Genomic DNA, 22,267 nt, shown 5'->3' with positions numbered 1-22,267 from the left:
TGAATGGCTTCTGTGTATAGGCTATTGTAAGGATAGGAGGCTTTTCTCAGATAAAAGAACTTACAGGAGGTTGTTTTCCTTGATGATCCTTCCGCTTATGGAGACAACATTATGAGAAGTGAACATGAAATGCTGCATACCATTCTCCATTTTGCTCAAGAGGACGAGCGGGTACGTGCCGTGATTCTGAATGGTTCACGCGCCAATCCACATGCTCCACGAGACATTTTTCAGGATTATGATATCATCTTTCTCGTATCCTCCATGGACAGCTTTATTCAGGAACGTCGCTGGATCAACCATTTTGGTGAATTGATCATTATGCAGACGCCCGATGAGCATATGGAACCTACCCCGATGCCCCGCGATCGCTTTGCTTTTCTCATGTTATTTACGGACGGCAATCGCATAGATCTTACACTCTACCCTGCGAATAACATCGCCAATTGGACCCGAGACAGCTTAAGTGTACTGCTGCTGGATAAAGACGGGCTTGTGGAGCCTTTCCCACCGCCAAGTCTTCAAGATTATAAGACGATACCTCCAACTGCCCAAGTCTATGCGAATTCCTGCAACGAGTTTTGGTGGGTCAGTACTTATGTGGCTAAAGGGTTATGGCGACAGGAGCTACCCTATGCCAAATTTATGCTGGATCGGCCTGTGAGAGATGCGCTTCACTTGATGCTGGAATGGCATATTGGTATACGAACAGACTTCGCTGCAGATCCGGGTAAACAGGGAAAATATTTCGAGAACTACCTTGAACCTGGACTTTGGACACTCTATATCCAAACGTTTGCGGATGCAGATTATGAACATATGTGGCAGTCTCTTTTGATCATGGGAAATTTATTTAGAGAAGTTGCCTTGGAAGTAGCGAACTATTATGGTTACGAATATCCGACTCTGGACGATCAACGTGTTACGAACTATCTCCATCACGTAAAAGCTCTCCCAGCAGATGCTAAGGACATTTATTGATAAAAAACCAGTCGGCACTTGATTTATATGGGGACTGACCCCATAGCGTGAGACAAATTTTAAAACACCTTCAAGAGAATGCAGCCATGTCGTAAGATATGGAGACAACCTTGGAGGTGTTTTTGCGTTGGCAACAAGAGTTAGCTATCCGGTAGAAGTGAAGATGAAAACCATCGAAATGAGATTGGCTGGCATTCCTGTGAAAGAAGTCATGGAGCAACTGAACATACGAAATAAGACACAAGTGGACACCTGGATGAGATGCTATCGTAAGGGAGAATGGAATCGGTTAGAGCAGCCTGTGGGTAAACAATACAGCTACGGCAAAGGGCCTGAATATACTTCAGAATTGGAGAAAGTAAAGGCTGAGAATCGGTTTTTGAAGCAACAATTAGATCTGCTAAAAAAGTACAGGGAAATGGAAAGGAGGTGTCTCCAAAGATTATAGTGGAGTGGGTGGAGTCCATTCGAGGGGACGTTAGTGTGAGCCAAGCGTGTGCATGGATCGGGATTCCTCGTGCCACTTACTATCGTTGGAAAGCCGCCTATGGGAGTCGCTACAAAGATCACATGGTGGAGAAAATTCGAGAACTCTGCAGGCAGCATAAATTTCGCTATGGATACCGAAAGATCACAGCGCTGCTTCGGAGAGAGCATAAAATTAACCACAAACGTGTGCAGCGAATTATGCAGAACGAGGGGCTGCAGTGCCGTGTCAAAGTGAAGAAACGCAAACCTACGGGGCAACCAGCCTATATCGCAGAACACTTGTTAAAGCGCCAATTCGAAGCCGATACCCCCATGCAAAAACTCGTAGCAGATATTACGTATTTGCCGTTTGGCGGAAAAACGTTATACCTGTCGAGTATTTTGGACTTGTTTAACGGAGAGATTGTGGCCTACAGTATAGCTGACAAGCAAGACACTGCATTCGTGCTGGACACACTTAACCAGTTACCCGATCTACCAGGCACAGTGCTCCATAGCGACCAGGGCAGCGTCTATACTTCTCAGGCGTATCAAGAAGCTGTAAAGGGAAAAGGCATTACCATGAGCATGTCCCGCAAGGGTACGCCCGCTGATAATGCCCCCATCGAATCGTTTCATTCCACGCTAAAGTCTGAAACGTTCTATCTCGAATGTTTAACCTGTACAACGACGGCAATCGTCGTACAGATCGTTCGAGACTACATGACTTACTATAACTCAATTCGCATTCAAACAAAACTAAATAACCAGTCGCCGGTTCATTTCCGGCAACTGGCTGCTTAGAACTTGAAAGGTGTTTTGATCCCTGTCTCAGAAACAGGGGGCAGTCCCATGTGCTAGGCTGGTTTTATTTTTATACTCTAAGTTATTCTGTCCTATGTGCTGCTTTAGATATTGCGCTGTTCGTTCCGGTTGCGAGATCGGAAAATGATGAGCTGCCGGAATATTCAGCGAATGCAGGGCACGAAATGGCTCGGGCAACTTATAGATCTGATCCTTCACACCCCATAGAATCGAAACCTCCTCTTTATAAATTCTTTCGGATATCTCAGGGAGCGACTGGAAGCTATCGGACTTGGTTAGCATGGCTAGGGCTTGCGCAGTCGTCTTTCTTACGCGTGGGGAACGCATTTCTTCAAGAACATACGTGACGTATGCTGACGGGATATCGTCGATACTTTCAAAACAAGTCTGCGCAAGCAATTGCTTGCGTAAGACCGACTCGCTGAGTCTGCCTAGCATAATCTCCGTAATTCGTGCGCTCCGATATCTGCGCGGAGCAGTATGCAATACAGGCTGCAATAGGTGTAAGCCACTGATACGCTCAGGTACGCGTTCCCATGCCTTAGCAGCTAGTAGTCCGCCGAATGAATGACCTACAAGGCAGATTGGCGTTTTCAAAGCCTGAATAGCCTGCACTAACGATTCAATGTGGCCTTCTAGTACATCCTCCTTATGATGGTATGGGGAACGGCCAAAACCGGGAAGATCCACCAAGCAAACAGAGGATTCCGGAAATTGATTTGCCAGCGGTATCAAACAATCTGCCCCGCTGAAAGTACCGTGAACTAATACGATCGTTGGATTTCCATTCTTCACCCTTCGCTCCAGTGTAGCTAATGGCCCACGTCTGTTGCGGACATATCCATCTGTATCTATGGTGGAATGAGCAATCCTGAAATCAAGATCAGTAATAACAAATGGGAACACGCTTTTGTTCATCGCCTGTGACAACCCGTATTTACGTTGAATCTCTCGTGCTGCATCCAGTGGGTAGTCCACATCCACGATAAAATCGAGTGATTCCTTCGGAATACCTAACTTTTGGCCCAGAGGAGTACCCAGTATACTGGTTAGCCAAGCTGGCGAAATCGAACCGAGCGGTTTACGTACACGAAGCTCCTTCGCCATATTCGTTCCCAGCTCTATCATCGTTGGACTCTGTTGCCTGTCATCCATCAAGTAGTATGTTTCGCTGGCAGGATGTGATTCCTTAGTAAGAGCACTGATCAATTCGGCTGCATGATCTACATGGACCAAGGGGAGCCAATGAGATTTTCCGCCGGGGACAAGTCCCATAAGCTTGCGCGCTGTAGAACCTACGAGAATGCCCAGCCCACCAGTTTGGGGCGTATCCCCAGACTCTGAGTCACCAATGACAACGCTCAAATGGACAACCGAAAGCGGAAATCCTTCCTTGTGTGCTCCTTGACGGATACGCAAATCAGCCAAAAATTTCATCCGTTCATATGGAGGTGCCTGTTCTAAATGAGCGATGACCGGCTCGGGAGTAAGCCAGTTATGATCATTAAAAGGGCTTTTGTACCCAACCAAATGAATAAAATGTCGTAACCCTTTGCTCGCATGAATATATGTAGCCAACGTTATCATTTCTTCTGCCGCTTGTAGAAAAGCTGCTCTCGCATCCTCCTCTCCCAGCAGAATATCCATCGGACCTCCTGCATGAATTATCACATCTGCTGTCTCCACGAGTTGCCTGTCAGCAGGATTTAATCCTAGAGCAGGTATACTCAAATCGCCAATAACCGGTGTTAATTTCCCGATATGCCATGCTGTCTCCAAATCCATTTGCCTGCATATTTGTTCCCACTTTTGCTGCGAACGAACCAGGACGGTAATAGTGTGTTCCTCCTTGGAAAGTTGCCGTAACGTATGCATGCCGATAAATCCTGTGCCGCCCGTGATAAAGATATGTGCCATATACGAAACCTGCCTTTTTTAATTTTTAGTACTTCATAGTACTAATAAAGATTAAAAAAATCACTTTAGCAGAAGTGCTAAAGTAAATTTTAAATTTTCGAGTATGCTCGGGTCCTGGCTTGCATGCTGCAGAAAGAGCGCACCTTCAATGGCCGAGACGATGAATTGGGCCGTCGACCTCGCAGGAAGTTCAGCCTGAATCTCTAATCTTTCCCTTCCCTCGTTCAACAATATTTCTACGGTAGTGATTTGGCTTTGGAAGAACTGGCTTATTTTATTCCGAAACAAGGCGCTATCTTGAGGCATTTGCGTATAAAGAGTAATAAAGGGACAGCCTCCCAAACAATCTGTCTCTTGCTCTGTCAGCAATTGAAGAAGGATTTCAAAACGTTCCTGAACAGACTGATCCTTACGCGAAACAACTTCATAAATCATCTCATTATACGTTTTAATCAGTTGATCCAGAATGGCTGAAAGTAGCTCTTCTTTACTTTTAAAATAATAGTAAATGTTCGTTTTGGACACATTGCTCACAGCCACAATTTCATCCATACTTGTTGCATGATATCCTTGGGTAAGAAACAATGAGGTGGCAATACGCAGAACAACATCCCGATTCGTGATTTTATTTTTTTTCATCATATTTAGCACTATACGGTACTAAAAAAGACTTGTCAACCTTCGCTGGAACATGTCTGCTCCAAAACATTATTTTTCGGCCAGAACCCGGTCACCTCTGCTCGCAGGCTGAGAAATAACCAAAAATTCAACATCCTGATTCGTTTCATTAAACATTTGATGAGGCACCATAGGAGGAACCTCACATCCTTCCTGAGATCCTAATTGGATTCGTTCACCATCCACTTCAAGTACCGCTGTGCCTGATAAAATAAAGAAAAATTGGCGCGCATGATGATGATAATGTCTGACCTCATGTGTATTTCCGGGCATCCGCTCATGAATAATGCTCAAATCATTATTTTTCACCAAGCGCCAACCATCACATTGATCTCCCCATATATAATGTTCGGCATTATTTTTACTAATTTTCATTATTGAACTCCTCCTTTTGCAATTACCGTTTATTTTATATATGGATTCATAGAGCTACAATCTTAATTTTAAAAAACGGCGGGATAAATGTAAAAAACACTCCGACTTAGTCAGACTGTTTTTATATATCCGCCTCGATAATTTCCTCCAACTTTATCCAGCTAAAATCCTCTTCCCCACGGGACAGCTTCACTTCTCGCCGACTTGTGTTAATCACCGTGACCAATCCACGAAGCTCCTCATCATCAAACGGGTTGAACACTTTTAGCGTAATAGGCTTCCGTTCGTTATAGGATACGATGATGGCCTGTTCAATCTGCTGCATTTCCTGATCGTCCAGTGCTGGCTTGCCGCGCCTTCCTTGCTCCTTCATCAGTCTTAAATATGCCTCCCGATGCTCAGGCAAAATCATGCGCGAGCTTTCCCATATGCCATTTCCTTCAAGCTTTTTCCCCATCATAAGCCCCTCCTATGCTGTTCTGGTTACCGGATGCCATGCCAATACATGATCTAATCGAAAAACACGTGGCTGGCCTGTCTGTAGACAGGTGGCTCGTATCAAGCCATTCTGCACACGATGCACCTCGATACGCCGATGAGACAGCTTGCCCTTCCGATCCAAATACACGATTTCCACGATCTGCCCCACGTATTTTTCCAACATGATCCTTCACTCCTTATCAGAACGTTTGTTTGTATTATATGCGAACGTGCGTTTGATTATCAATGTAAAAAAATCCCCTGAGGGATTTGACTCTCTCAAGGGAATTAAAATTCATAGGTGGATAGCTTAATATCTTCTTTATTCAAATCTTTCAGCGGGTAGACAGGGCCATTCCAATAAGTCAGAATATCAAGCGGCTCATTAGTACCATGTTCTTTTAAAGAAAGAGATAATTCAAGTAATAAATGTGGAAGTTGATAAGAGCTTGTTAAAAACTGATATTCCTCTGGACTTTCACAGTCTTCTGCTCGATAGAACACAAAGTATCCCTCGGTATGATCTCCAATGAGTACAATATAGCGAGCAAGAAACATAATTTCGCCATTTGCAAAAGGAATGGAATGTGTCGAAGCAGAGATCAAATCAGTCTCTAGTCCCTCAATACGAAGGGTAAGTTCATTGTTAAGAGCATCCATTCTTTCTCTTTGTTCGCTGATGAGGTGTTCATAATTTACAGGGACAAGCCCTCCATTCTTGATCGTAGCGATCAGTTCGTCTATAAATACTTTTTGAGACAACACTCGATTGCTCATCCTATTCATCTCCATATTCGTAAAAATAAGCATGGAATTCTCGCTTTAACATGTTCAATATTTATGTATTAAAAATCTTGATTCATTAACTCCCCAGCATTTTTGTGACTGCATTCACGACCCTTTCCATCTCAAATGGTTTAACAATAAAGTCTTTTGCACCTGCCTGAAATGCTTTTATAATCGCTTCCTGCTGCCCCAAAGCAGAACACATCAAAATGTTGGCTTGGGGATCAAGCTCTACAATCTTTTTAACAGCCTCAAGTCCGTCCATCTTAGGCATATTAATATCCATGGTGATTAAATCGGGACGAAAGTGTGCGTATTTCAAAACAGCATCATATCCATTTTCTGCTTCCGCGATAACAGCGTGACCTAAATCCAAAAGAATATCCTTAAGCACAGAACGCATAAATAAAGAGTCATCCACTACTATAACTGTTGCCAAATTAACCTCTCCAATCCGTTGTCAAATGATATGCACGCCCAAACTTCAATATCGGTGAATAAACTGGTAATATTAATAGAAAGAATCTGTAAAAATAAAAACGCTACCAATGAATTATAAAAGAAATTTGAAACTAGCTACTACAGCATTAGTTTTCAAAAAAACGTTTCACAATGACGTAAATAATTTATGTAGTGTAAAGATTACAAAGTACTAGGTATCAACTGTATCTAGAGCACTAGCCAAAAAAGTACAATCTTCTTAGACAGACATAAAAAAAGACGCTGGTATCGTTCCCCAACGTCATTTTTTGTACTATTTGTTTAAAGTCTGCTTATTCATTCAGAGCTTTTTTCAAAGCCTCCAGATTATTTTTCATCACACCAAGGTAATCTAGGTTCTTCTGTTTGTCTTCGTCCGTCAGTCCTTCAAGCGGATTCAGCACATCCGTTTTCGAACCAATTTCAGTAGCTACAGTCTCAGCGACCTTCGGGTCAACCAAAGTTTCAAAGAAAATCGTCTTCACATTATTTTCTTTAGCAAATTTGATAATACCCGCCAGCTTGTCCGGTGTAGGCTCTTGCTCTGGAGATAATCCGGCAATGGGCACTTGGGTCAGACCATATTGCTTAGCCAAATAACTAAAAGCAGCATGCTGCGTAATAAAGTCTTTGCGTTTTACATCTTTCAAACCTGTTTTGAACTCGGTATCCAGCTCTTTCAGCTTGGTGATATAAGCATCAGCGTTTTTCTCATAATCAGCTTTGTTTGCCGGATCGGCTGCCACAAGTCCTGCTTCAATAGATTCTACTTCTTTTTGAGCTAAGACTGGATTAAGCCATACATGAGGGTCCAGCACATGATCGTGATCATGGCCTTCCTCTGCGTGTGCTTCTTCTCCTTCTTCCTCCTCAGCAGTGCCTTCCATCAGGTTCAACCCTTTGCTTGCTTCAACTACAACACGTTTATCATTGGACGCGCTGCTCAAAGCCTGTTCTGCCCAACCTTCGACGATACCGTTATAAACAAACACGTCAGCATCCTTAACCTGTGCCATATCTTTGGCGCTCGGTTCCCAGTCATGCGGCTCAGCACCAGCAGGAATCAACGCGGTTACGTTAGCATGGTCTCCAGCAACTTGCTTGGTAAATTCATACATTGGATAAAAAGTGGTGACTACATTCAGCTTTTTACCACTGTCTGCTGTTTGTGCCGCATTCGGCTCGGTTTGGGAAGCATTTGTAGCTGCATTATCGGATTTGGCTCCGCAACCAGATAAAATAAGTGCTAGTCCCGCAGACAATACAAATGATTTTTTGAACCATGTATTCATATTCATTACTCCTTTATGCGTTAGATTTTTTAGTTAATTCTCACTGTAACTACACTCACTGGCCTGTCGCATTCTTCCGTCGGGAAGCCTGTTGCTTGCCCAGCTTACGGACCAGCTTTTGAATACCAGCTCCTACAATCAGGAATAATAACAGCACCATGGCAATCGTCCCCCCTGGGGGTGTACTGAGTTCATACGATGCCGTTAAACCCATAAATACGCCGATTAATGCAGTGACCATAGATATCCAGATGGCTGCCGCGAAGCTCGGTGCAATTCGAATCGCCAGCGCTGCAGGGAGCACGATGAGTGAGGAGACGAGCAGCACACCGACAATTGGCATTGCAGCGGCTACAATCATCCCTGTTAAAATACTAAATGCAAATGAAATGGACTTGACAGGAAGACCATTGGTCTTCGCCGTTTCTTCATCAAAGGTAATCTGATACAAAGGACGCCGGAATACAAAAAAGAAAATACCTCCGATCACAGCCACTACAATCATCAACATCAGCTCTGTCTGATTGACCGCTACGACCGAGCCGAACAAATAAGCGGAAAACCCTTTGTTGATGCTCTGATTCAGATTCATTAAAATAACGGCCGTCGAGAGGCCACCTACCATAATAATAGCCACAGATATCTCACTATATGTTTTATAAGACCTGCGGACGTATTCAACGATAATCGCGCCGATTACGGCAACAATAAATCCGGTTATCGTCGGGTTAATGCCTAAATAGGCACCCGCTGCCACCCCTGCCAGCGATACATGCGATAGCATGTCCGCCATGAGAGCCTGACGCCGTAGCATCAGGTATACTCCAAGCACCGAGGCCAGCAGTGCAATTACCCCACCGGCACAAAATGCCCGCTGCATGAAGTCGTAGTGCAGCATTTCCATCCGCCATCTTCCTTCCTCTCAAGCTCAATAATTCGATCCAGATAATGTTGCACTTCCGATAGTCCATGGGTCACCATGACCACAGTTCTTCCATATTCCTTAACCTGCTGATTCATCAGATCGTAGAAATGATGGCGGCTTTCTTGATCCATTCCGGTCGTGGGCTCATCCAAAATGAGCAAATCCGATTCCTGAGCGAGCGCTCTCGCCACACAAATACGTTGCTTCTGTCCACCGGACAATTCGCCGATTTTACGGTGACGCAAATCCCACATGCCTACCTGACGCAGCGCCTGCTCAGTCAGATCATGATCCTCAGACCGCATACGGCGTAACCAAGAGCCATGAGTATATCTTCCTGAACGGACAAATTCCAAAATCGTACTTGGAAATCCGCCATTGAAAGCAGCAATTTGTTGGGATACAAATCCGACAACGAGCTTTTTGCCTTCACCTGTACGGTCAGACATAAACACCTTGCCCTTCCAAGGCTGAAGCAAGCCGAGCAACAGTTTGAGCATGGTTGATTTGGAAGCACCATTCGGTCCGGTAATAGCCACAAATTCTCCCGAAAAAATTTCAACATTGGCATCCACCAAGTTAGGAACATCTCCGTAGCCAAATGTGACCTGTTCCAATGAGGCCAATAACATGACGCAAATCTCCTTTTCCTTTAAAAAGCCTGGAGCCATCTGAGCGATCATCATTTGCGCAGATTCTCCAGGTCGTTTATGATCATTAAACCATCTACCGTAATTATTACGATTTGGTAATAAAAAAATAAGCGTTTGATAAACGTAACCTTTACGCATTAGCAAGTTTAACAGTTTAGGCAAGGTTCGTCAATGTTTTGGCAACTCTTTTGTTTGTTTACTTCACTTTGTCCGGGTACAAGCCTGCAGCCAAAGTTTTCAACGCGATCGGAGCACGCACGCCTTCAGCCGCTGCGGATAATGGCAGGACTATAAACCGTTTGTTTTTGATCGCTTCCACATCAGCCAGCGCAGGCTTGCTCAGGAGCAGCTTCTCTTTATCCGCCAGTGAAGTATCACCATAGTCGAGGATGACGATTACATCAGGGTTACGGTTCACAACCTCTTCCCAGCTTACCTTGGTAAAACTTTTGTCGATATCATCAAAAATATTTTTCGCCTTCACACTTTCAATCAAAGACGTTAGGTAATTGTTGGCAGCCGTAAAGGGCTTGTCTTCTCCGCTGTCAAAGACAAACACCTTGGGTGGCTGTTCAACAGCACCAATTTGAGTCTGAATGGACTGCACTTGTTCACGAATGTCATTTACCAGCTTTTCCGCACGCTCCTCAACCCTGAAAATACGCCCAATATTTAGTATATCCTGATACACATCTTCTAACGTGGGACCCGGTTTATTTGAGGATTCCTGTACATAGGTCAGCACCCCTTGTTTGGCTAGCTCCTCACGGGAACCCAGATTTTTATCATTAAAGGCACTCTTCCAGCCGGCATAGGCAAAATCCGGTGCAGCGGCCATAAACACCTCTTTGGACGGATATTGTTCGGCCAGTACCGGGATTTTGTCATATTGAACCTTATATTTCGTCAAAATCTGATCATCCAAATACGCAGTTCCTACCATAGAGGATTCCAGTCCAAGAGCCAGCATAACCTCAGTCGCGTGCTGGTTCAGTGTAACCGCGCGTTTGGGCGCCTCGGGAAATGCCATTTTAACACCCATATTCTCAAGCTCTACCGACGTCTCCTTGGTTGCCGATTGCGATGCGGCAGGCTGCTGCCCGTTTGCCGATGGATCGCTTGTTTGAGCCGTGTTTCCTGCTGCGCAGGCTGATAACAACAGCATCATCGCCAAAGCGAGCATAACCAGCGGTAACGCGGGCTTGCTATATTTTTTCATATGTAACGTCTCCTCTTTTATTTGTAGTTTATCTTACCTCATCGTATCACCTTTTCTGTTAACGTCATGGATGGCCTCCTCTCCTGAGAGAATCCGGTAAAAAGGTAATATTCGGCTTCCCGGTTTTTGGATGAATGCAGATTTCTGTCTCCACCCCGAATACACTCCACAGCAGGTCTGGCTGAAGCACATCCTCCGTTATGCCAGAGGCTACCACTTTTCCTTCTTTTAATACATACATTCGATCACAATAAAATGCCGCCAAATTTAAATCATGTAGTGCAGCTAGCGTAGTTATCCGAAGTGTTTTGACCAAATCCAAAATTTGCAGCTGATACCGGATGTCCAGATGATTCGTCGGCTCATCCAAAATGAGAAATTTCGCCTGTCCCGCCAAAGCTCTGGCGATCAATACCCGTTGCTTTTCGCCGCCGGACAAGCTGACAAAGCCCTGATCCGCCTGAGCATTCATGCCTACCCGCTCCAGCGCCTGCTCGACCAGTTCATGATCGACGACAGTATCTGCATCCAGTAGCTTCTTATGCGGATGGCGACCCATCAGGACGATGTCCCGTACTGAAAAATCAAACGTTTGCGGCGCATCCTGACTCACCACTGCCATTTGTCGGGCCGTTTCTTTATACTTCATCCGCAGCATATCTTGGCCATCCAACGTAACCAAACCACTGTCAGGCTTTAGCACGCGATACATATTTTTGAGCAACGTCGATTTCCCGCTGCCATTCGGACCGATCAATCCGACCAGCTCCCCTGCTTTTACCTGGAGACAGATGCCGTCGATCAGCCGTTTATCGTGAATACTGAAGGTCACGCATTCGACTTCTATATTCATTTTTCGCCTCCAAACGAGTAGGAACTACGACGCAGCAGCCACACAAAAAAGGGTCCTCCGCACACAGCCGTTACAATACCAATCGGCAGCTCCTGTGGAGCCAGCACGAGCCGGGCACATACATCAGCCCACACGACAAAAATAGCTCCCGCCAACAGACTGACGGGCAGTACACGCCGATGATCTGATCCGACTATCAGCCTAACGATGTGCGGAATCATAAGCCCGACAAAGCCAATCGAGCCACTAACTGATACGACTGCCCCGGTTAAAAGAGACGCCACAACAACCAGTAATACGCGGAACGTCTGTACGTTCACACCTAGCGTTACTGCGGTTTCTTCACCCGTTAGCAAAGCATTCAGCGAACGGTATCGGGTCAGGAGGACTACCGTTCCAACGGCTACAATGAGGCTTGGAATGAAAAGCGTGTCCCATTGAGCACCTGCCAAACTTCCCATCATCCAATACATCGCGTCACGAATGCCTTTTTCATTTGGGGCCATCGTAACGACAAAGCTAGTCACAGCCGACAGCATCATAGACACCGCCACCCCTGCCAGCAATAAGCGGGTCGTCGATATGCTCCCAGCCACACGAGCCAACGCGAACACCATAAGCATTGCAGTTAACGATCCTATAAAAGCAGATAAAGGCAGCGCAAGTCGTCCTAAAAATCCGAAAGCTCCGAACACAATCACCAACGTAGCTGTTACCGAAGCCCCAGACGAGACTCCTAAAATATAGGGATCCGCTAACGAATTACGAATTAATGCCTGTATAGTCGCCCCTGTAACAGCAAGTCCTGCTCCTACGACAACACCTAACAACACGCGTGGAAAGCGGATTTCCCAAACGATATATTGCTCAGGCTTGGTCCATGTCACGGGTATCCACTGGTCCAGCCAGGGAAGATGGGACAGTACAATTCGCCATACCGTTTCCGGTGCGACGGCCACAGGACCCAGCATGACCGCTAGTGTGACCGAAAGCAACAGCCCAGCAGTCAGCAACAGCAGAATTGTTGTAAATCCCCAAGTAGGCTTCCCGGTCAGGTGAGCGCGAGAATTATGTTTGGATGGATTAGGTTTGGATGAATAAACGCTGCTCGTTCTCGAAGTCATGGACTTCTCAATGGCTTTTCGGCCGCTTCCAGCTTTTTCAATCGTTCTTCGATCTCAGAAGCAGAGAAATTCTCACCCATGATAACCGCTACATCGTTCACTGGCTTTTGCGGGCGGATCGGAATGATTTCCAGCTCCCGATAGGCAAACTGAAACATCATCTGACCCTCTGATTCCAGAAACCGCACAATTCCTTTGGCTCGGTAAATTTCAGCTGGCAAACTGCGGAACAACTGTTCAAACTCGGAGCGTGGTACAGGTTGTCCAAAGAAATGCGTGTGAACCACTACATGGTCGTAGGAATGATAATGCTCCCCATGTTCGTGGTCATGGGCGTGATCATGGTGATCATGAGACTGATGGTCTGTATGGTTATCATGATCATACGTGTGCAGATGATTTTCCGAATGAGGATGTTTACTCTCAATATTAACTGCGGATTCCTTATGCCGCGAAACGTCCATACGCTCCTCTCCTTGAGTGGAGAAAAAAATACCCGCGTCCACGTCACTCCGCTGCGTGCTCACAGTCAAAGCATATGGATTTAACTCTTTTACGAGGGCCTGTACTTTCTGCAACTCGCCCGCAGCCAATAAATCGGTCTTGTTAATAATCAGTTTGGAAGCGCACCGAAGCTGATCCTGCATCAAACGAAGCGACTTACTTCTCTCGTTCCCCGAGGCAAAGTCCAGAAATTGATGCGCGTCTATGACCGTGATAACGGATTGTAAAATCATAGAGGAATAGATGGAGGCGTCTGTCACTGCATCTACGATCTCCATCGGATTAGCCACTCCGGTACATTCTACAATAATCACGTCCGGCTTATATTCCTCAGCAAGATTCATGAGCTCGACGCCCAAATCCCCACGAATGGTACAGCATATACAACCGCTGAGCATCTCCTTCATGGGTGCTTGGCCATTCACCAAACTGCCGTCCAGATTAACATCACCCAACTCATTCATCAGAATGGCTGGCTTGAGGCCCTTCTCCTTGTAGTAAGCCAGCGCATGCTGAAGAAGAGTGGTTTTACCGCTACCCAAAAAACCGGATAAAACAACTATCGGTATCATATAACCCCTCCTTGTCTTTACAACATTTAATATGGATCGTACCGTAAAAGTTTCCTTCTTGCAATCATTTATCGGATTTTAATCGTAATAATTACTAATAACAAACATAAATATATATGACCACTCTTTGAATTGTCAATATAGGAGGTGAGACAAGCACAATCCAGCGGGCATGATTGTCCCCCTACAGACATAGGATGTAGATAAGAACCCTTATTTCCAAGGAGACGTGGAATGAAAAACAGTACGCTGTTGAAGATGCTGCCTTTTATGATTCCGTTTGCCTTTCTCATCCCTGTACTTGTTACGCTATCTCCCCAGTGGCTTCGTTTGTTAGATATGAGCCAGCTGCAACCGTTAAAAACGGTATTTATGGGTATTTTTCTGGAAGCTGTTCCGTTTCTCCTTATCGGTGTACTCGTCTCATCCCTTTTGCAGTGGCTTGTACCGGAGACATGGATTCGCAAAATAGCGCCTTCGCATCCTGTACCGGGTGTCCTGCTGGCCTCCTTACTAGGTATGCTGTTTCCTATCTGTGAATGCGGCATGATCCCTGTCGTTCGCCAATTAATGCTCAAGGGAATGCCTGCCTATATGGGTATCACTTTTATTTTAAGCGGTCCCATTATCAATCCTGTGGTACTGGCTGCGACGATGATGGCTTTCCCTTCCCATCCCGAGATCACTGCTGTTCGAATGGGTTTGGCTTTTGCCGTCTCCGCGATCATCGGGCTGATCGTGTATGCCTTTGTGCGAGTGCATCCACTCAAACGGTCGTTGCTCTCTTTTAACCAGCAAAAGCAGAACAATCAGACTCATCGGCATACTCGCACATGGCGGGGCTTTTTTGTACATGCTGGTGACGAGTTTTTGGACATGAGTAAATATCTCACTATCGGCGCATTATTAACAGCCTGCATCCAAACCTTCATCCCACGTGATGAGATGCTTTCGTTAAGCAACGGAACGGTCGGATCGTACGCCTTTATGATAGGTTTTGCCTACATACTGTCGCTATGTTCCACCTCCGATGCCTTTGTAGCCACTGCTTTTTCACACACCTTTACACTGGGTCCGCTGGCAGCCTTTCTTGTACTCGGGCCAATGCTAGACTTCAAAGGCACGCTCATGCTGCTAAGCACCTTCCGCACCAAATTTGTCGCCATCCTGGGCTTGCTTATTGTTTCACTCGTCCTCGTGGGTTCTATAGCTGCTGAATGGTTATTGGGGAGGTGAATACAAACGTGAATTCAACCTTTAGCATTCGCTGGCAATACGGCATGCGCTCCTTGCTCCTGATCGGATTGGCTGTGTACATTATCTCATTAAACCGTACGAATGCACTTCATTACTACTTGGCTCCCCATATGCAAAAGCTGCTCCTACTCTGTCCTGTACCACTCTTGTTCATCGCATTGGCGATGGCATGGCACGGAATCATCGGGGAGCGGGACGGTGAGGATGTATGTGATTGTGAGCATCCGTTGCCGCAAAGCTGGTTCAAAAAAACTCTCGTATATGGAATGCTGCTCATCCCGCTCCTGTTCGGTTCTCTACTGCCCAATCAGGCACTAGGTAGTGATATGGCCGCCAAAAAAGGCATGTCCTTCACGTATCCCAACCCGGATATCCGACGAAAAACAGATACACAGACCACGAAAGCATCCACCGCCTCCCTTTTATCAACTGCATCTTCCGTCCCAACTTCGTCCCCTCCAGAGGGAAAATGGAGTCAGGAAACGCTGGATAAGCTGTTCGTTCCGCCTGACAAGTACAATGTAGAATTCGCCGAGCTGGCGAAACGCCTGTATCAGCAACCTATCATACAGATCAAGCCTGAGATTTTTTCCGAAACTATTGGAGCCATTGAGTTATATAAACAAGCTTTTGAAGGAAAAAAAGTACAGGTGACTGGCTTTGTCTATAAAGACGACAACCTGCCGGGTAAAGGCCTATTTGCAGTAGGAAGATTCCTCGTCATGTGCTGTACTGCCGATGCCATGCCCTTCGGGATCATCGTCCAATCCCAGAAGGCCCCGTCCTTTGACAAGGATACCTGGGTGACCATTGAAGGAACACTGCATGCCACACAAAAGGGCAACGTTCCGATACTTGAAATTCGATCCGAAAAAATAACCGCTGTCGAGCAGCCAGAATCCCCTTATGTCTATACCCAAGCAGACTCAGTAGCTACCTTTGATCGCTTGAACACAGTACACTAAACCCACCAAGGAGGGAAAATGATGAACAAAGTTCCTGTTATTTTAATCAGTGGTTTTCTTGGAAGCGGCAAAACAACACTGCTTTTACGCCTGTTAGCCCATACTCGCCAAATTCCCCTTCGTGCTGCTGTTTTAATGAACGAAATGGGTGAATATGATGTAGACAGCGCTATAATTTCAGAGGAAATGCCTGACGTAACAGTAGAAGGATTGCTAGAAGGCTGCATTTGTTGCAGCAAAAGAAATGAGCTGGCAGGGGCTCTGCATACCCTGCTCAGCCAGAAGCCAGACCTGATCTTCATGGAAACCACCGGGGTAGCCAACCCCGAACAAGTACTGGAGGAGCTTCGCTCCCCTCTACTGGCAGATCGGCTTTATCTGGTTCACAGCATCAGTGTTGTGGATGCTGAGCTGTTCCATGAATACAATAGCCGCTTTACGGCTGATAAAGAACTGGTTCGCACCCTGCACGGACAACTGCGCACCGCAGACTTTATTGTGGTGAACAAGACGGATGCAGCAAGTAGCCGTGAAGTGACGAAGGTCGTCAAGAGCATCCGCAAGCTCAACGATACGGCCAAGCTGCAAACTACTGAATATAGCAGGGTTGACCTTGAACCACTACTAGAGCCTGTTCTGGCCTCCGCATCCGATGCCACGAAACCTGTACAGACACTTCAACCAGCACCTGCACAAGTCCAGTCCACCGATGCAGGTGCACCGTCTGTCCCCAATCCCGTCAAAAGTATCGAACGACCCAGTAGTGTCTCCGGAAGTACGGCTTTCAAAGTTATTTCGGCACACAGTCATAACCACGATCCTAAGCAGCCTCATTCGTTCTCCCGTCTGGAGAGCTTAACGCTGCATCAATATTCTCCTCAGCCACTCGAAAAACAACGATTGGAAAACTTTTTGACTGGGTTAGGTTCCTCGTTGCTTCGTGCGAAAGGTTATTGCGTGCTTCCTCAGGAAGGTACAATGCTTTTGCAATTTTCAGGAAATCACTTGGAGTGGCAGCCTACTGCACTTCCCGTGAGTCAAGGGTATGTCACGCTCATTGGAGAACAGCTTGACAAAGCCTCCATTACCGACCAATGGGAACAGTGCTTCGTGTCGCTATAATCGACATATTCGGCTCGATATGAAGAAAATTCCCTTACGCAGTATGTATCTTATAGGATGCCATGTTGAATGATTGGGAATAAAAAAAGCTGTCGAGAATGTCTCGACAGCTTGAGTACGACTATGCAGAGTTATACATTAATTACTTGGCGGCGTCCTACTCTCCCAGGACCCTGCGGCCCAATTACTATCGGCGCTGGAGGGCTTCCCGTTAATTCAACAAAATGTTATGGAGTATGATGACTAAAATATTGGAGCGTTCCGGTTGGATAAGAGTTCCACTCTCCTGGAAGATTATAAGAGGAGGAACCGGACTTAATCCCTGATTTTCGGATAATCGTCCCATTATTCGGCATAAATTGCGTTTTTCCGTTAGGATCACCTAAGACGTCGATCGTTACGCCGTTCTTTTTCAGGACATAGCCTGTCGTTACATTTGTATTCGTTTCTAGTAACATCAATTCATCATTATAGTATGTCGCAGGAACGATATCGAAAAAGTCATAAAAGATGGAATCGATATATATATACGGCATGCCTTTCCAAAACGAATTAATAGGCTGGCTCCACACCTTGGGAGTATTTGTAGCTAAATTGTATTGATGAATCTCAAGTGAGTATCCTTCATTTTCTATAGGTTTAGAAGTATCTCCTACCGGATTGTAAAACAGCTCAATAGCAGTACGGGTTTTATCCACAGATAGATACTGGGAAAAATATAGATCCTCCGGTCCTTGAGGATTTGAGGTCACTTGGAATACAGCTGCAGATCCGTTCGCCCCGATTACCCAGAAGTATTGAAAAATATCCCCGTTCCATGTCCAAACCTTCCCATTAAGAGGGATTGGCCCAGTAAAGGTAGAATCTGCCGTACCCGAATAGATTTTAAATGAAGTTTCACCCGGGAACACTGTTGACATGTCATAAGTAATCGGATCTTTGACCCCTTGCTTGGTTCGGATTTGAACAATTCCATTCGTCGCAAGAGGAGCATTCGTTACCTGAAAGTTATAGGTGGTTGTTCCGCCATGCCCGTCATCCGCAGTAATCGTTACCTTGGTACTTCCTGCCTGATTACCCGGAGTAAGAGTCAGCGTTGATCCGTTAACCTCTGCATTTACCATACCGCTTGATTCAACAGTAGAAGTAAACGTCAGAGCATCCCCGTCAGCATCACTGAACAATTGAGATAGGTCGTAGCTTCTTGCATTCGTAACTCCTGCAGTCAACACTTGTTCATAAATGGTCGCATCTACTTGAGGCGACTGATTAGAAGATGGGTTAGACGAACCGGATGATTGGACACTGACTTGGAAGGTGCTTGAAGTTTCACCTCCGCGGCCATCGATAGCCTTGATTTCTATGATTGTCGTTCCTGCACTTAGTGCCTGAATTTCCAATTGAGCTCCAGTGATTTCCGCCGAAGCAACGGACGGATCAGAAGAGGTTGCCTTAAAGGTCAACGTATCCCCATCAGGATCAGTAAAAACGGAACCTAAATCGAGTGAGTAGACCACACCACCTACAGTAAGCGACTGGTCGGCAGGTTTAGTTTCTACTGGATACTGATTCTGTGGAGTTCCAGCCGTGACGGTGGTTTTGAAAGTTTCGATCACTTCCCCTCCCCGGCTATCTGTTGCTTTGATCGACACCAATGTGCTACCGATCGCTAATGGTGTAAGGGTAAGCATATCCCCATAAACGGCAGCTGTCACAACAGTCGGGTCAGGAACGCTATGAACATCGTAAGCTAAAACATCGCTATCAGGACTGGAAAAGAAATCATTTAAGGACAATTGAATATCGCCTGTATTTATTTCTTTCATCTGATCTGGAATCCCTGTGGAAATCGGGGATTCATTGACGGTAACATCAAAATCAGAAGTGACCTCGCCCCCGCGGCCATCTTTTGCTTTAAGCTGAATCGTTGCCGTTCCTGAGGAAACTGCATGGACCGTGGCTATGTATCCGTTAACGGATACAACAGCAACTGACGAATCCGAAGATTCTGCCAAAACGTCCACAGGGTCGCCATCGGGATCGTGGAATACCGAAGATAAATCCAGGATATAATCCGCATCGCCTAGAATCAGTGTCTGATTACCCGGCTTCTGGTCTATAACTGGATTTTGGTTAGATACAGCAGTTACTTCCATTTGAAACGACTGGCTCGTGCTACCTCCATGGCCGTCAGATGCCTTAACAGATACTGATGTGCTGCCAATTTTTAACGGTGTAATGGTAAGCGTGTCCCCATTTAGCACTGCAGTCGCAACCGAAGAATCGGAAATATCAATGCTGTATGACAACGTATCCTTCTCATGGTCGGTAAAGAAGTCGTTTAAAGATAATTGAATGTCGTCTGAATTGATTTGTTTCGCCTGATCCGGAATTCGCAAGGATACCGGAGGTTCATTAACGGTAATATCAAAATTGGTCTTAACCTCGCCCCCAAGGCCATTTGCCGCTTTTAGCTGGATGTTTGCTGTTCCTGAGGAAACCGCATGAACTGTGGCCTGGTTTCCGTTAACGGAGACCGTCGCAATGGATAGATCCGAGGATTCTGCCGAGATGGTTAGCGGATTGCTGTCCGAATCAAGGAACACCGGAGATAAATCCAGGATGTAGTCCGCATCGCCCACAGTGAGCGTTTGGTTACCCGGCTTCTGATTTACAACCGGATTTTGATTAGGTACTGCAGTTACAACCAATTGAAACGACTGGCTTGCGCTGCCTCCCCGACCATCGAATGCCTTGACGGTAACTTGGGCATGTCCTACAGCTGCCGGAGTTAATACCAATTGATCACCCTTCAGGGTAAAGGTAGCAATGGAAGGATCATCGATCGCAACCTCATAAGTCATGGGATCATTTTCAGAATCCGTAAAAAACGATCCTAAAGATAAGGTTACGTCGCCGCTCCCCAACTGTTCGTTTTGATCGGGGATAGCCAATGAAACAGGAGATTCATTGACACGGACCTTGAAATTCGTTCCCGCTTTTTTTCCGGCCTGGTCATCTGCGGCGATCGTAATGGTCGCAGTCCCTTTGCCAACAGCCTTGATAAACAGGTTTGTTCCCTCTACTCGGACTGTACTGATTTTTGTACTAGACGACACTGCCGTATATTTGAGCTCGGACTGTTCCTCGTCCGTAAAATGACCAAGCAAGTCAATCTGAAGTTCAGAATCGCCCACCGTTACGGTTTGATCGTCATATTTGGTCACTAACTTCGGTGCTGTATTGGTCACAACCGTAGAACGCGAGCTACCAGAAGAAGTTGTGGTGACTCCTGATACTGTCGAAGAGGACACACCTACTGCATATGAAGTATTCGTGACTTGGCTGGAGGAGCTTACACTAACATTTGCTTCAGAGTTATTTACTTGTAAATTTGAAATAGTTCCAGCTACCTCCACACTGACCGGAGAGGAACTGTTCACAGCCAATGTATTAATGGAGGCCTGGCCTGTCAGAGCTACGGGCTGATCACTGTTGACCGACAATTGCTTAATAGTTCCCTGCAACTCTACTCGCTTGGCACCGGTAAGAACATTCAACTGCTGTATCGTTGAGGATGAATCATTTTCAATCGTTGCATTGGAAATCAACGTCATTTGATCCACCGTCGAATTTCCTTGAATGACTACGTGGACATCCTGTTTGGATACCTCGACATCCTGCAGCTCAGATGTGTTAAACAATACGGTGTTCTGGTCACCGCCCTGAATATATGTTTTTCCTTGTACCGTAAATTTAGAGGCATAGAAATCATGTTCAAGGCTTGACGTAACTGTAAAACTATTTTTGACATTCAAGTTCATAACCGAAATGTAGTCGCCGTCAATAGTTAAATCTCCGTCAATTGAGGAGTTATGACCATCTAATACAAGATTTCCGCTGAATTCGGAAGCTTGCCCTATCGGGGCTTGCCCGCTCGCATGGATGACCAGTTTGGTGATCGATTCAATGGTCCGCTGTGATGCTACAAATTGAATATCTGCTCCTTTGAGAATCTCTTGGTTAGAGCTTTGCAGGATTCCTTTAACTGAATCCGAGAGTTTATATTCAATCCCGTTAATCCAGGCCTTTCCATTCTCTACTTTTTGGAGTTGGACTACATGGTCCTTAGGGAAAAAGGTAGACATCATATACTGGGCTATATCTTGACGCTGAACGGACGATTTAGGTTTGAAACCGGACTGATCCGTCTTCATGGAGCCCGACTGTAAAGCCGTATTAACGTAAGGCCGTGCCCACGGGCTGACCCGATTCCAATCAGTAAGTTTAGCAGACTCTGTGGCGTCAGCTGTAATAGGAAGCCCGGCGGCCCGCATAAGCAGAACCGCAGCCTCCTCTCTGGTAACTGCCGCTTTGGGCCTGAATTTGGAGCCGTCGTCTCCATTCATGAGTCCTGCACGATGTACAGCCTCAATATAGGGACTCGACCAACTTTTCGGGTCTACATCCGAGAAACTGCTGCTTGCTGCTTTAGAAATAGAGAGTTGCAGAGCTTGAGTTAGTAGAACCGCCATTTCTTGACGGGTCAACAAATCCGTTGGCCGATAGGATCCGGATGGGTCGCCATGCAGAAGCCCGGCTTCAATGGCTCGCAGGATGTTTGTCTTTTGCTCTGAAGCAATATTATTGATGTCTTTAAAAGGCTGGCTGGCCAGAGCTGCTCCGTTTGATGCACCGCTAGCAGCAGATGCCATCGTCTGCAAAGCTGTTGGAGCAACAAGTGCAGCCAAGGCTAATGTAATCAGCCATTTATTGGGTTTAGAACTCATG

20 protein-coding genes are annotated in these 22,267 nt (G+C 45.9%); 5 read left to right on the top strand and 15 right to left on the bottom strand.

Going from position 1 to position 22,267, the window contains the following annotated elements; all coding sequences use genetic code 11:
• Positions 1–111 precede the first annotated feature (111 nt).
• Both T3H97_RS11255 and T3H97_RS11250 read left to right on the top strand, forming a co-directional pair.
• Complete coding sequence (locus T3H97_RS11255; protein ID WP_328802554.1) at positions 112–981, top strand: aminoglycoside 6-adenylyltransferase; 870 nt, start codon at positions 112–114, stop codon at positions 979–981.
• A 127-nt stretch (positions 982–1,108) separates the two neighbouring features.
• Positions 1,109–2,253, top strand: a protein-coding gene (locus T3H97_RS11250; protein WP_328802553.1) for an IS3 family transposase whose coding sequence is annotated in 2 segments (ribosomal slippage) — positions 1,109–1,382 and positions 1,382–2,253 — 1,146 coding nt in all. Because the reading frame shifts where the segments join, the coding sequence is not laid out codon by codon here.
• A 27-nt stretch (positions 2,254–2,280) separates the two neighbouring features.
• Here T3H97_RS11250 and T3H97_RS11245 read toward each other — a convergent pair.
• The 14 genes from T3H97_RS11245 to T3H97_RS11180 all read right to left on the bottom strand — a co-directional run bounded on the left by T3H97_RS11245 (position 2,281) and on the right by T3H97_RS11180 (position 14,132).
• On the bottom strand, positions 2,281–4,191 hold the full coding sequence (locus T3H97_RS11245) for an alpha/beta fold hydrolase (RefSeq protein WP_328802552.1): 1,911 nt from the start codon (positions 4,189–4,191) through the stop codon (positions 2,281–2,283).
• Between the two features lie 60 nt (positions 4,192–4,251).
• The gene (locus tag T3H97_RS11240) at positions 4,252–4,833 is read right to left on the bottom strand and encodes a TetR/AcrR family transcriptional regulator (protein WP_223822057.1); all 582 of its coding nucleotides are present in this window, start codon (positions 4,831–4,833) and stop codon (positions 4,252–4,254) included.
• 66 nt (positions 4,834–4,899) lie between these two features.
• Positions 4,900–5,244 (bottom strand): cupin domain-containing protein, encoded by a 345-nt coding sequence (locus tag T3H97_RS11235; protein ID WP_028542344.1) that lies wholly within the window; start codon positions 5,242–5,244, stop codon positions 4,900–4,902.
• A 121-nt stretch (positions 5,245–5,365) separates the two neighbouring features.
• Positions 5,366–5,701: a YolD-like family protein gene (locus T3H97_RS11230; RefSeq protein ID WP_013310132.1), complete on the bottom strand. Its 336-nt coding sequence runs from the start codon at positions 5,699–5,701 to the stop codon at positions 5,366–5,368.
• 12 nt (positions 5,702–5,713) lie between these two features.
• Positions 5,714–5,908 carry a hypothetical protein gene (locus T3H97_RS11225; protein WP_013310131.1) on the bottom strand — a complete coding sequence of 65 codons (195 nt, stop codon included), beginning with the start codon at positions 5,906–5,908 and terminating at the stop codon, positions 5,714–5,716.
• A gap of 104 nt (positions 5,909–6,012) precedes the next feature.
• The gene (locus T3H97_RS11220; RefSeq protein WP_103047736.1) at positions 6,013–6,501 is read right to left on the bottom strand and encodes a hypothetical protein; all 489 of its coding nucleotides are present in this window, start codon (positions 6,499–6,501) and stop codon (positions 6,013–6,015) included.
• 85 nt (positions 6,502–6,586) lie between these two features.
• Positions 6,587–6,949, bottom strand: a complete 363-nt coding sequence (locus tag T3H97_RS11215) for a response regulator (protein ID WP_023988407.1) — start codon at positions 6,947–6,949, stop codon at positions 6,587–6,589.
• A 334-nt stretch (positions 6,950–7,283) separates the two neighbouring features.
• Positions 7,284–8,282, bottom strand: a complete 999-nt coding sequence (locus T3H97_RS11210; RefSeq protein WP_134902511.1) for a metal ABC transporter substrate-binding protein — start codon at positions 8,280–8,282, stop codon at positions 7,284–7,286.
• A 55-nt stretch (positions 8,283–8,337) separates the two neighbouring features.
• Positions 8,338–9,186, bottom strand: coding sequence for a metal ABC transporter permease (locus T3H97_RS11205; protein WP_023988405.1), 849 nt, complete (start codon positions 9,184–9,186; stop codon positions 8,338–8,340).
• Positions 9,132–9,839, bottom strand: coding sequence for a metal ABC transporter ATP-binding protein (locus tag T3H97_RS11200; protein WP_013310125.1), 708 nt, complete (start codon positions 9,837–9,839; stop codon positions 9,132–9,134). Before T3H97_RS11200 ends, T3H97_RS11205 begins: the two co-directional genes overlap by 55 nt.
• 217 nt (positions 9,840–10,056) lie before the next feature.
• Positions 10,057–11,079 carry an ABC transporter substrate-binding protein gene (locus T3H97_RS11195; protein ID WP_328802551.1) on the bottom strand — a complete coding sequence of 341 codons (1,023 nt, stop codon included), beginning with the start codon at positions 11,077–11,079 and terminating at the stop codon, positions 10,057–10,059.
• Positions 11,080–11,143: 64 nt separating this feature from the next.
• Positions 11,144–11,932: an ABC transporter ATP-binding protein gene (locus T3H97_RS11190; RefSeq protein ID WP_103047740.1), complete on the bottom strand. Its 789-nt coding sequence runs from the start codon at positions 11,930–11,932 to the stop codon at positions 11,144–11,146.
• Positions 11,929–13,056: a FecCD family ABC transporter permease gene (locus T3H97_RS11185; protein WP_328802550.1), complete on the bottom strand. Its 1,128-nt coding sequence runs from the start codon at positions 13,054–13,056 to the stop codon at positions 11,929–11,931. Before T3H97_RS11185 ends, T3H97_RS11190 begins: the two co-directional genes overlap by 4 nt.
• On the bottom strand, positions 13,053–14,132 hold the full coding sequence (locus T3H97_RS11180; protein WP_328802549.1) for a CobW family GTP-binding protein: 1,080 nt from the start codon (positions 14,130–14,132) through the stop codon (positions 13,053–13,055). Before T3H97_RS11180 ends, T3H97_RS11185 begins: the two co-directional genes overlap by 4 nt.
• A 234-nt stretch (positions 14,133–14,366) precedes the next feature.
• Between T3H97_RS11180 and T3H97_RS11175 the strand changes: the two genes are divergently transcribed.
• The 3 genes from T3H97_RS11175 to T3H97_RS11165 are packed head-to-tail and all read left to right on the top strand — an operon-like array spanning position 14,367 to position 17,476.
• Complete coding sequence (locus T3H97_RS11175) at positions 14,367–15,368, top strand: permease (RefSeq protein WP_328802548.1); 1,002 nt, start codon at positions 14,367–14,369, stop codon at positions 15,366–15,368.
• Between the two features lie 8 nt (positions 15,369–15,376).
• Positions 15,377–16,354: a TIGR03943 family putative permease subunit gene (locus T3H97_RS11170; RefSeq protein WP_328802547.1), complete on the top strand. Its 978-nt coding sequence runs from the start codon at positions 15,377–15,379 to the stop codon at positions 16,352–16,354.
• An 18-nt stretch (positions 16,355–16,372) separates the two neighbouring features.
• The gene (locus T3H97_RS11165; protein ID WP_328802546.1) at positions 16,373–17,476 is read left to right on the top strand and encodes a CobW family GTP-binding protein; all 1,104 of its coding nucleotides are present in this window, start codon (positions 16,373–16,375) and stop codon (positions 17,474–17,476) included.
• 227 nt (positions 17,477–17,703) lie between these two features.
• Here the strand turns inward: T3H97_RS11165 and T3H97_RS11160 are convergent, their stop codons facing one another.
• Positions 17,704–22,266, bottom strand: coding sequence for an S-layer homology domain-containing protein (locus tag T3H97_RS11160; RefSeq protein ID WP_328802545.1), 4,563 nt, complete (start codon positions 22,264–22,266; stop codon positions 17,704–17,706).
• Between the last annotated feature and the right edge of the window lies 1 nt (position 22,267).

This window comes from Paenibacillus sp. LX16, assembly GCF_036252815.1.
Classification (GTDB): Bacteria; Bacillota; Bacilli; order Paenibacillales; family Paenibacillaceae; genus Paenibacillus; species Paenibacillus polymyxa_B.
Note: the sequence above shows the minus strand (reverse complement) of the source record. Positions and strands in the feature narration are given on the sequence as shown.

What these genes read in the sequence shown, in the direction of transcription:
- T3H97_RS11255 (WP_328802554.1), top strand. Translation starts at nt 112, where the DNA reads ATGAGAAGTGAACATGAAATGCTGCATACCATTCTCCATTTTGCTCAA.
- T3H97_RS11245 (WP_328802552.1), bottom strand. Translation starts at nt 4,191, where the DNA reads ATGGCACATATCTTTATCACGGGCGGCACAGGATTTATCGGCATGCAT.
- T3H97_RS11240 (WP_223822057.1), bottom strand. Translation starts at nt 4,833, where the DNA reads ATGATGAAAAAAAATAAAATCACGAATCGGGATGTTGTTCTGCGTATT.
- T3H97_RS11235 (WP_028542344.1), bottom strand. Translation starts at nt 5,244, where the DNA reads ATGAAAATTAGTAAAAATAATGCCGAACATTATATATGGGGAGATCAA.
- T3H97_RS11230 (WP_013310132.1), bottom strand. Translation starts at nt 5,701, where the DNA reads ATGGGGAAAAAGCTTGAAGGAAATGGCATATGGGAAAGCTCGCGCATG.
- T3H97_RS11225 (WP_013310131.1), bottom strand. Translation starts at nt 5,908, where the DNA reads ATGTTGGAAAAATACGTGGGGCAGATCGTGGAAATCGTGTATTTGGAT.
- T3H97_RS11220 (WP_103047736.1), bottom strand. Translation starts at nt 6,501, where the DNA reads ATGAGCAATCGAGTGTTGTCTCAAAAAGTATTTATAGACGAACTGATC.
- T3H97_RS11210 (WP_134902511.1), bottom strand. Translation starts at nt 8,282, where the DNA reads ATGAATACATGGTTCAAAAAATCATTTGTATTGTCTGCGGGACTAGCA.
- T3H97_RS11205 (WP_023988405.1), bottom strand. Translation starts at nt 9,186, where the DNA reads ATGGAAATGCTGCACTACGACTTCATGCAGCGGGCATTTTGTGCCGGT.
- T3H97_RS11200 (WP_013310125.1), bottom strand. Translation starts at nt 9,839, where the DNA reads ATGTTATTGGCCTCATTGGAACAGGTCACATTTGGCTACGGAGATGTT.
- T3H97_RS11195 (WP_328802551.1), bottom strand. Translation starts at nt 11,079, where the DNA reads ATGAAAAAATATAGCAAGCCCGCGTTACCGCTGGTTATGCTCGCTTTG.
- T3H97_RS11190 (WP_103047740.1), bottom strand. Translation starts at nt 11,932, where the DNA reads ATGAATATAGAAGTCGAATGCGTGACCTTCAGTATTCACGATAAACGG.
- T3H97_RS11185 (WP_328802550.1), bottom strand. Translation starts at nt 13,056, where the DNA reads ATGACTTCGAGAACGAGCAGCGTTTATTCATCCAAACCTAATCCATCC.
- T3H97_RS11180 (WP_328802549.1), bottom strand. Translation starts at nt 14,132, where the DNA reads ATGATACCGATAGTTGTTTTATCCGGTTTTTTGGGTAGCGGTAAAACC.
- T3H97_RS11175 (WP_328802548.1), top strand. Translation starts at nt 14,367, where the DNA reads ATGAAAAACAGTACGCTGTTGAAGATGCTGCCTTTTATGATTCCGTTT.
- T3H97_RS11165 (WP_328802546.1), top strand. Translation starts at nt 16,373, where the DNA reads ATGATGAACAAAGTTCCTGTTATTTTAATCAGTGGTTTTCTTGGAAGC.
- T3H97_RS11160 (WP_328802545.1), bottom strand. Translation starts at nt 22,266, where the DNA reads ATGAGTTCTAAACCCAATAAATGGCTGATTACATTAGCCTTGGCTGCA.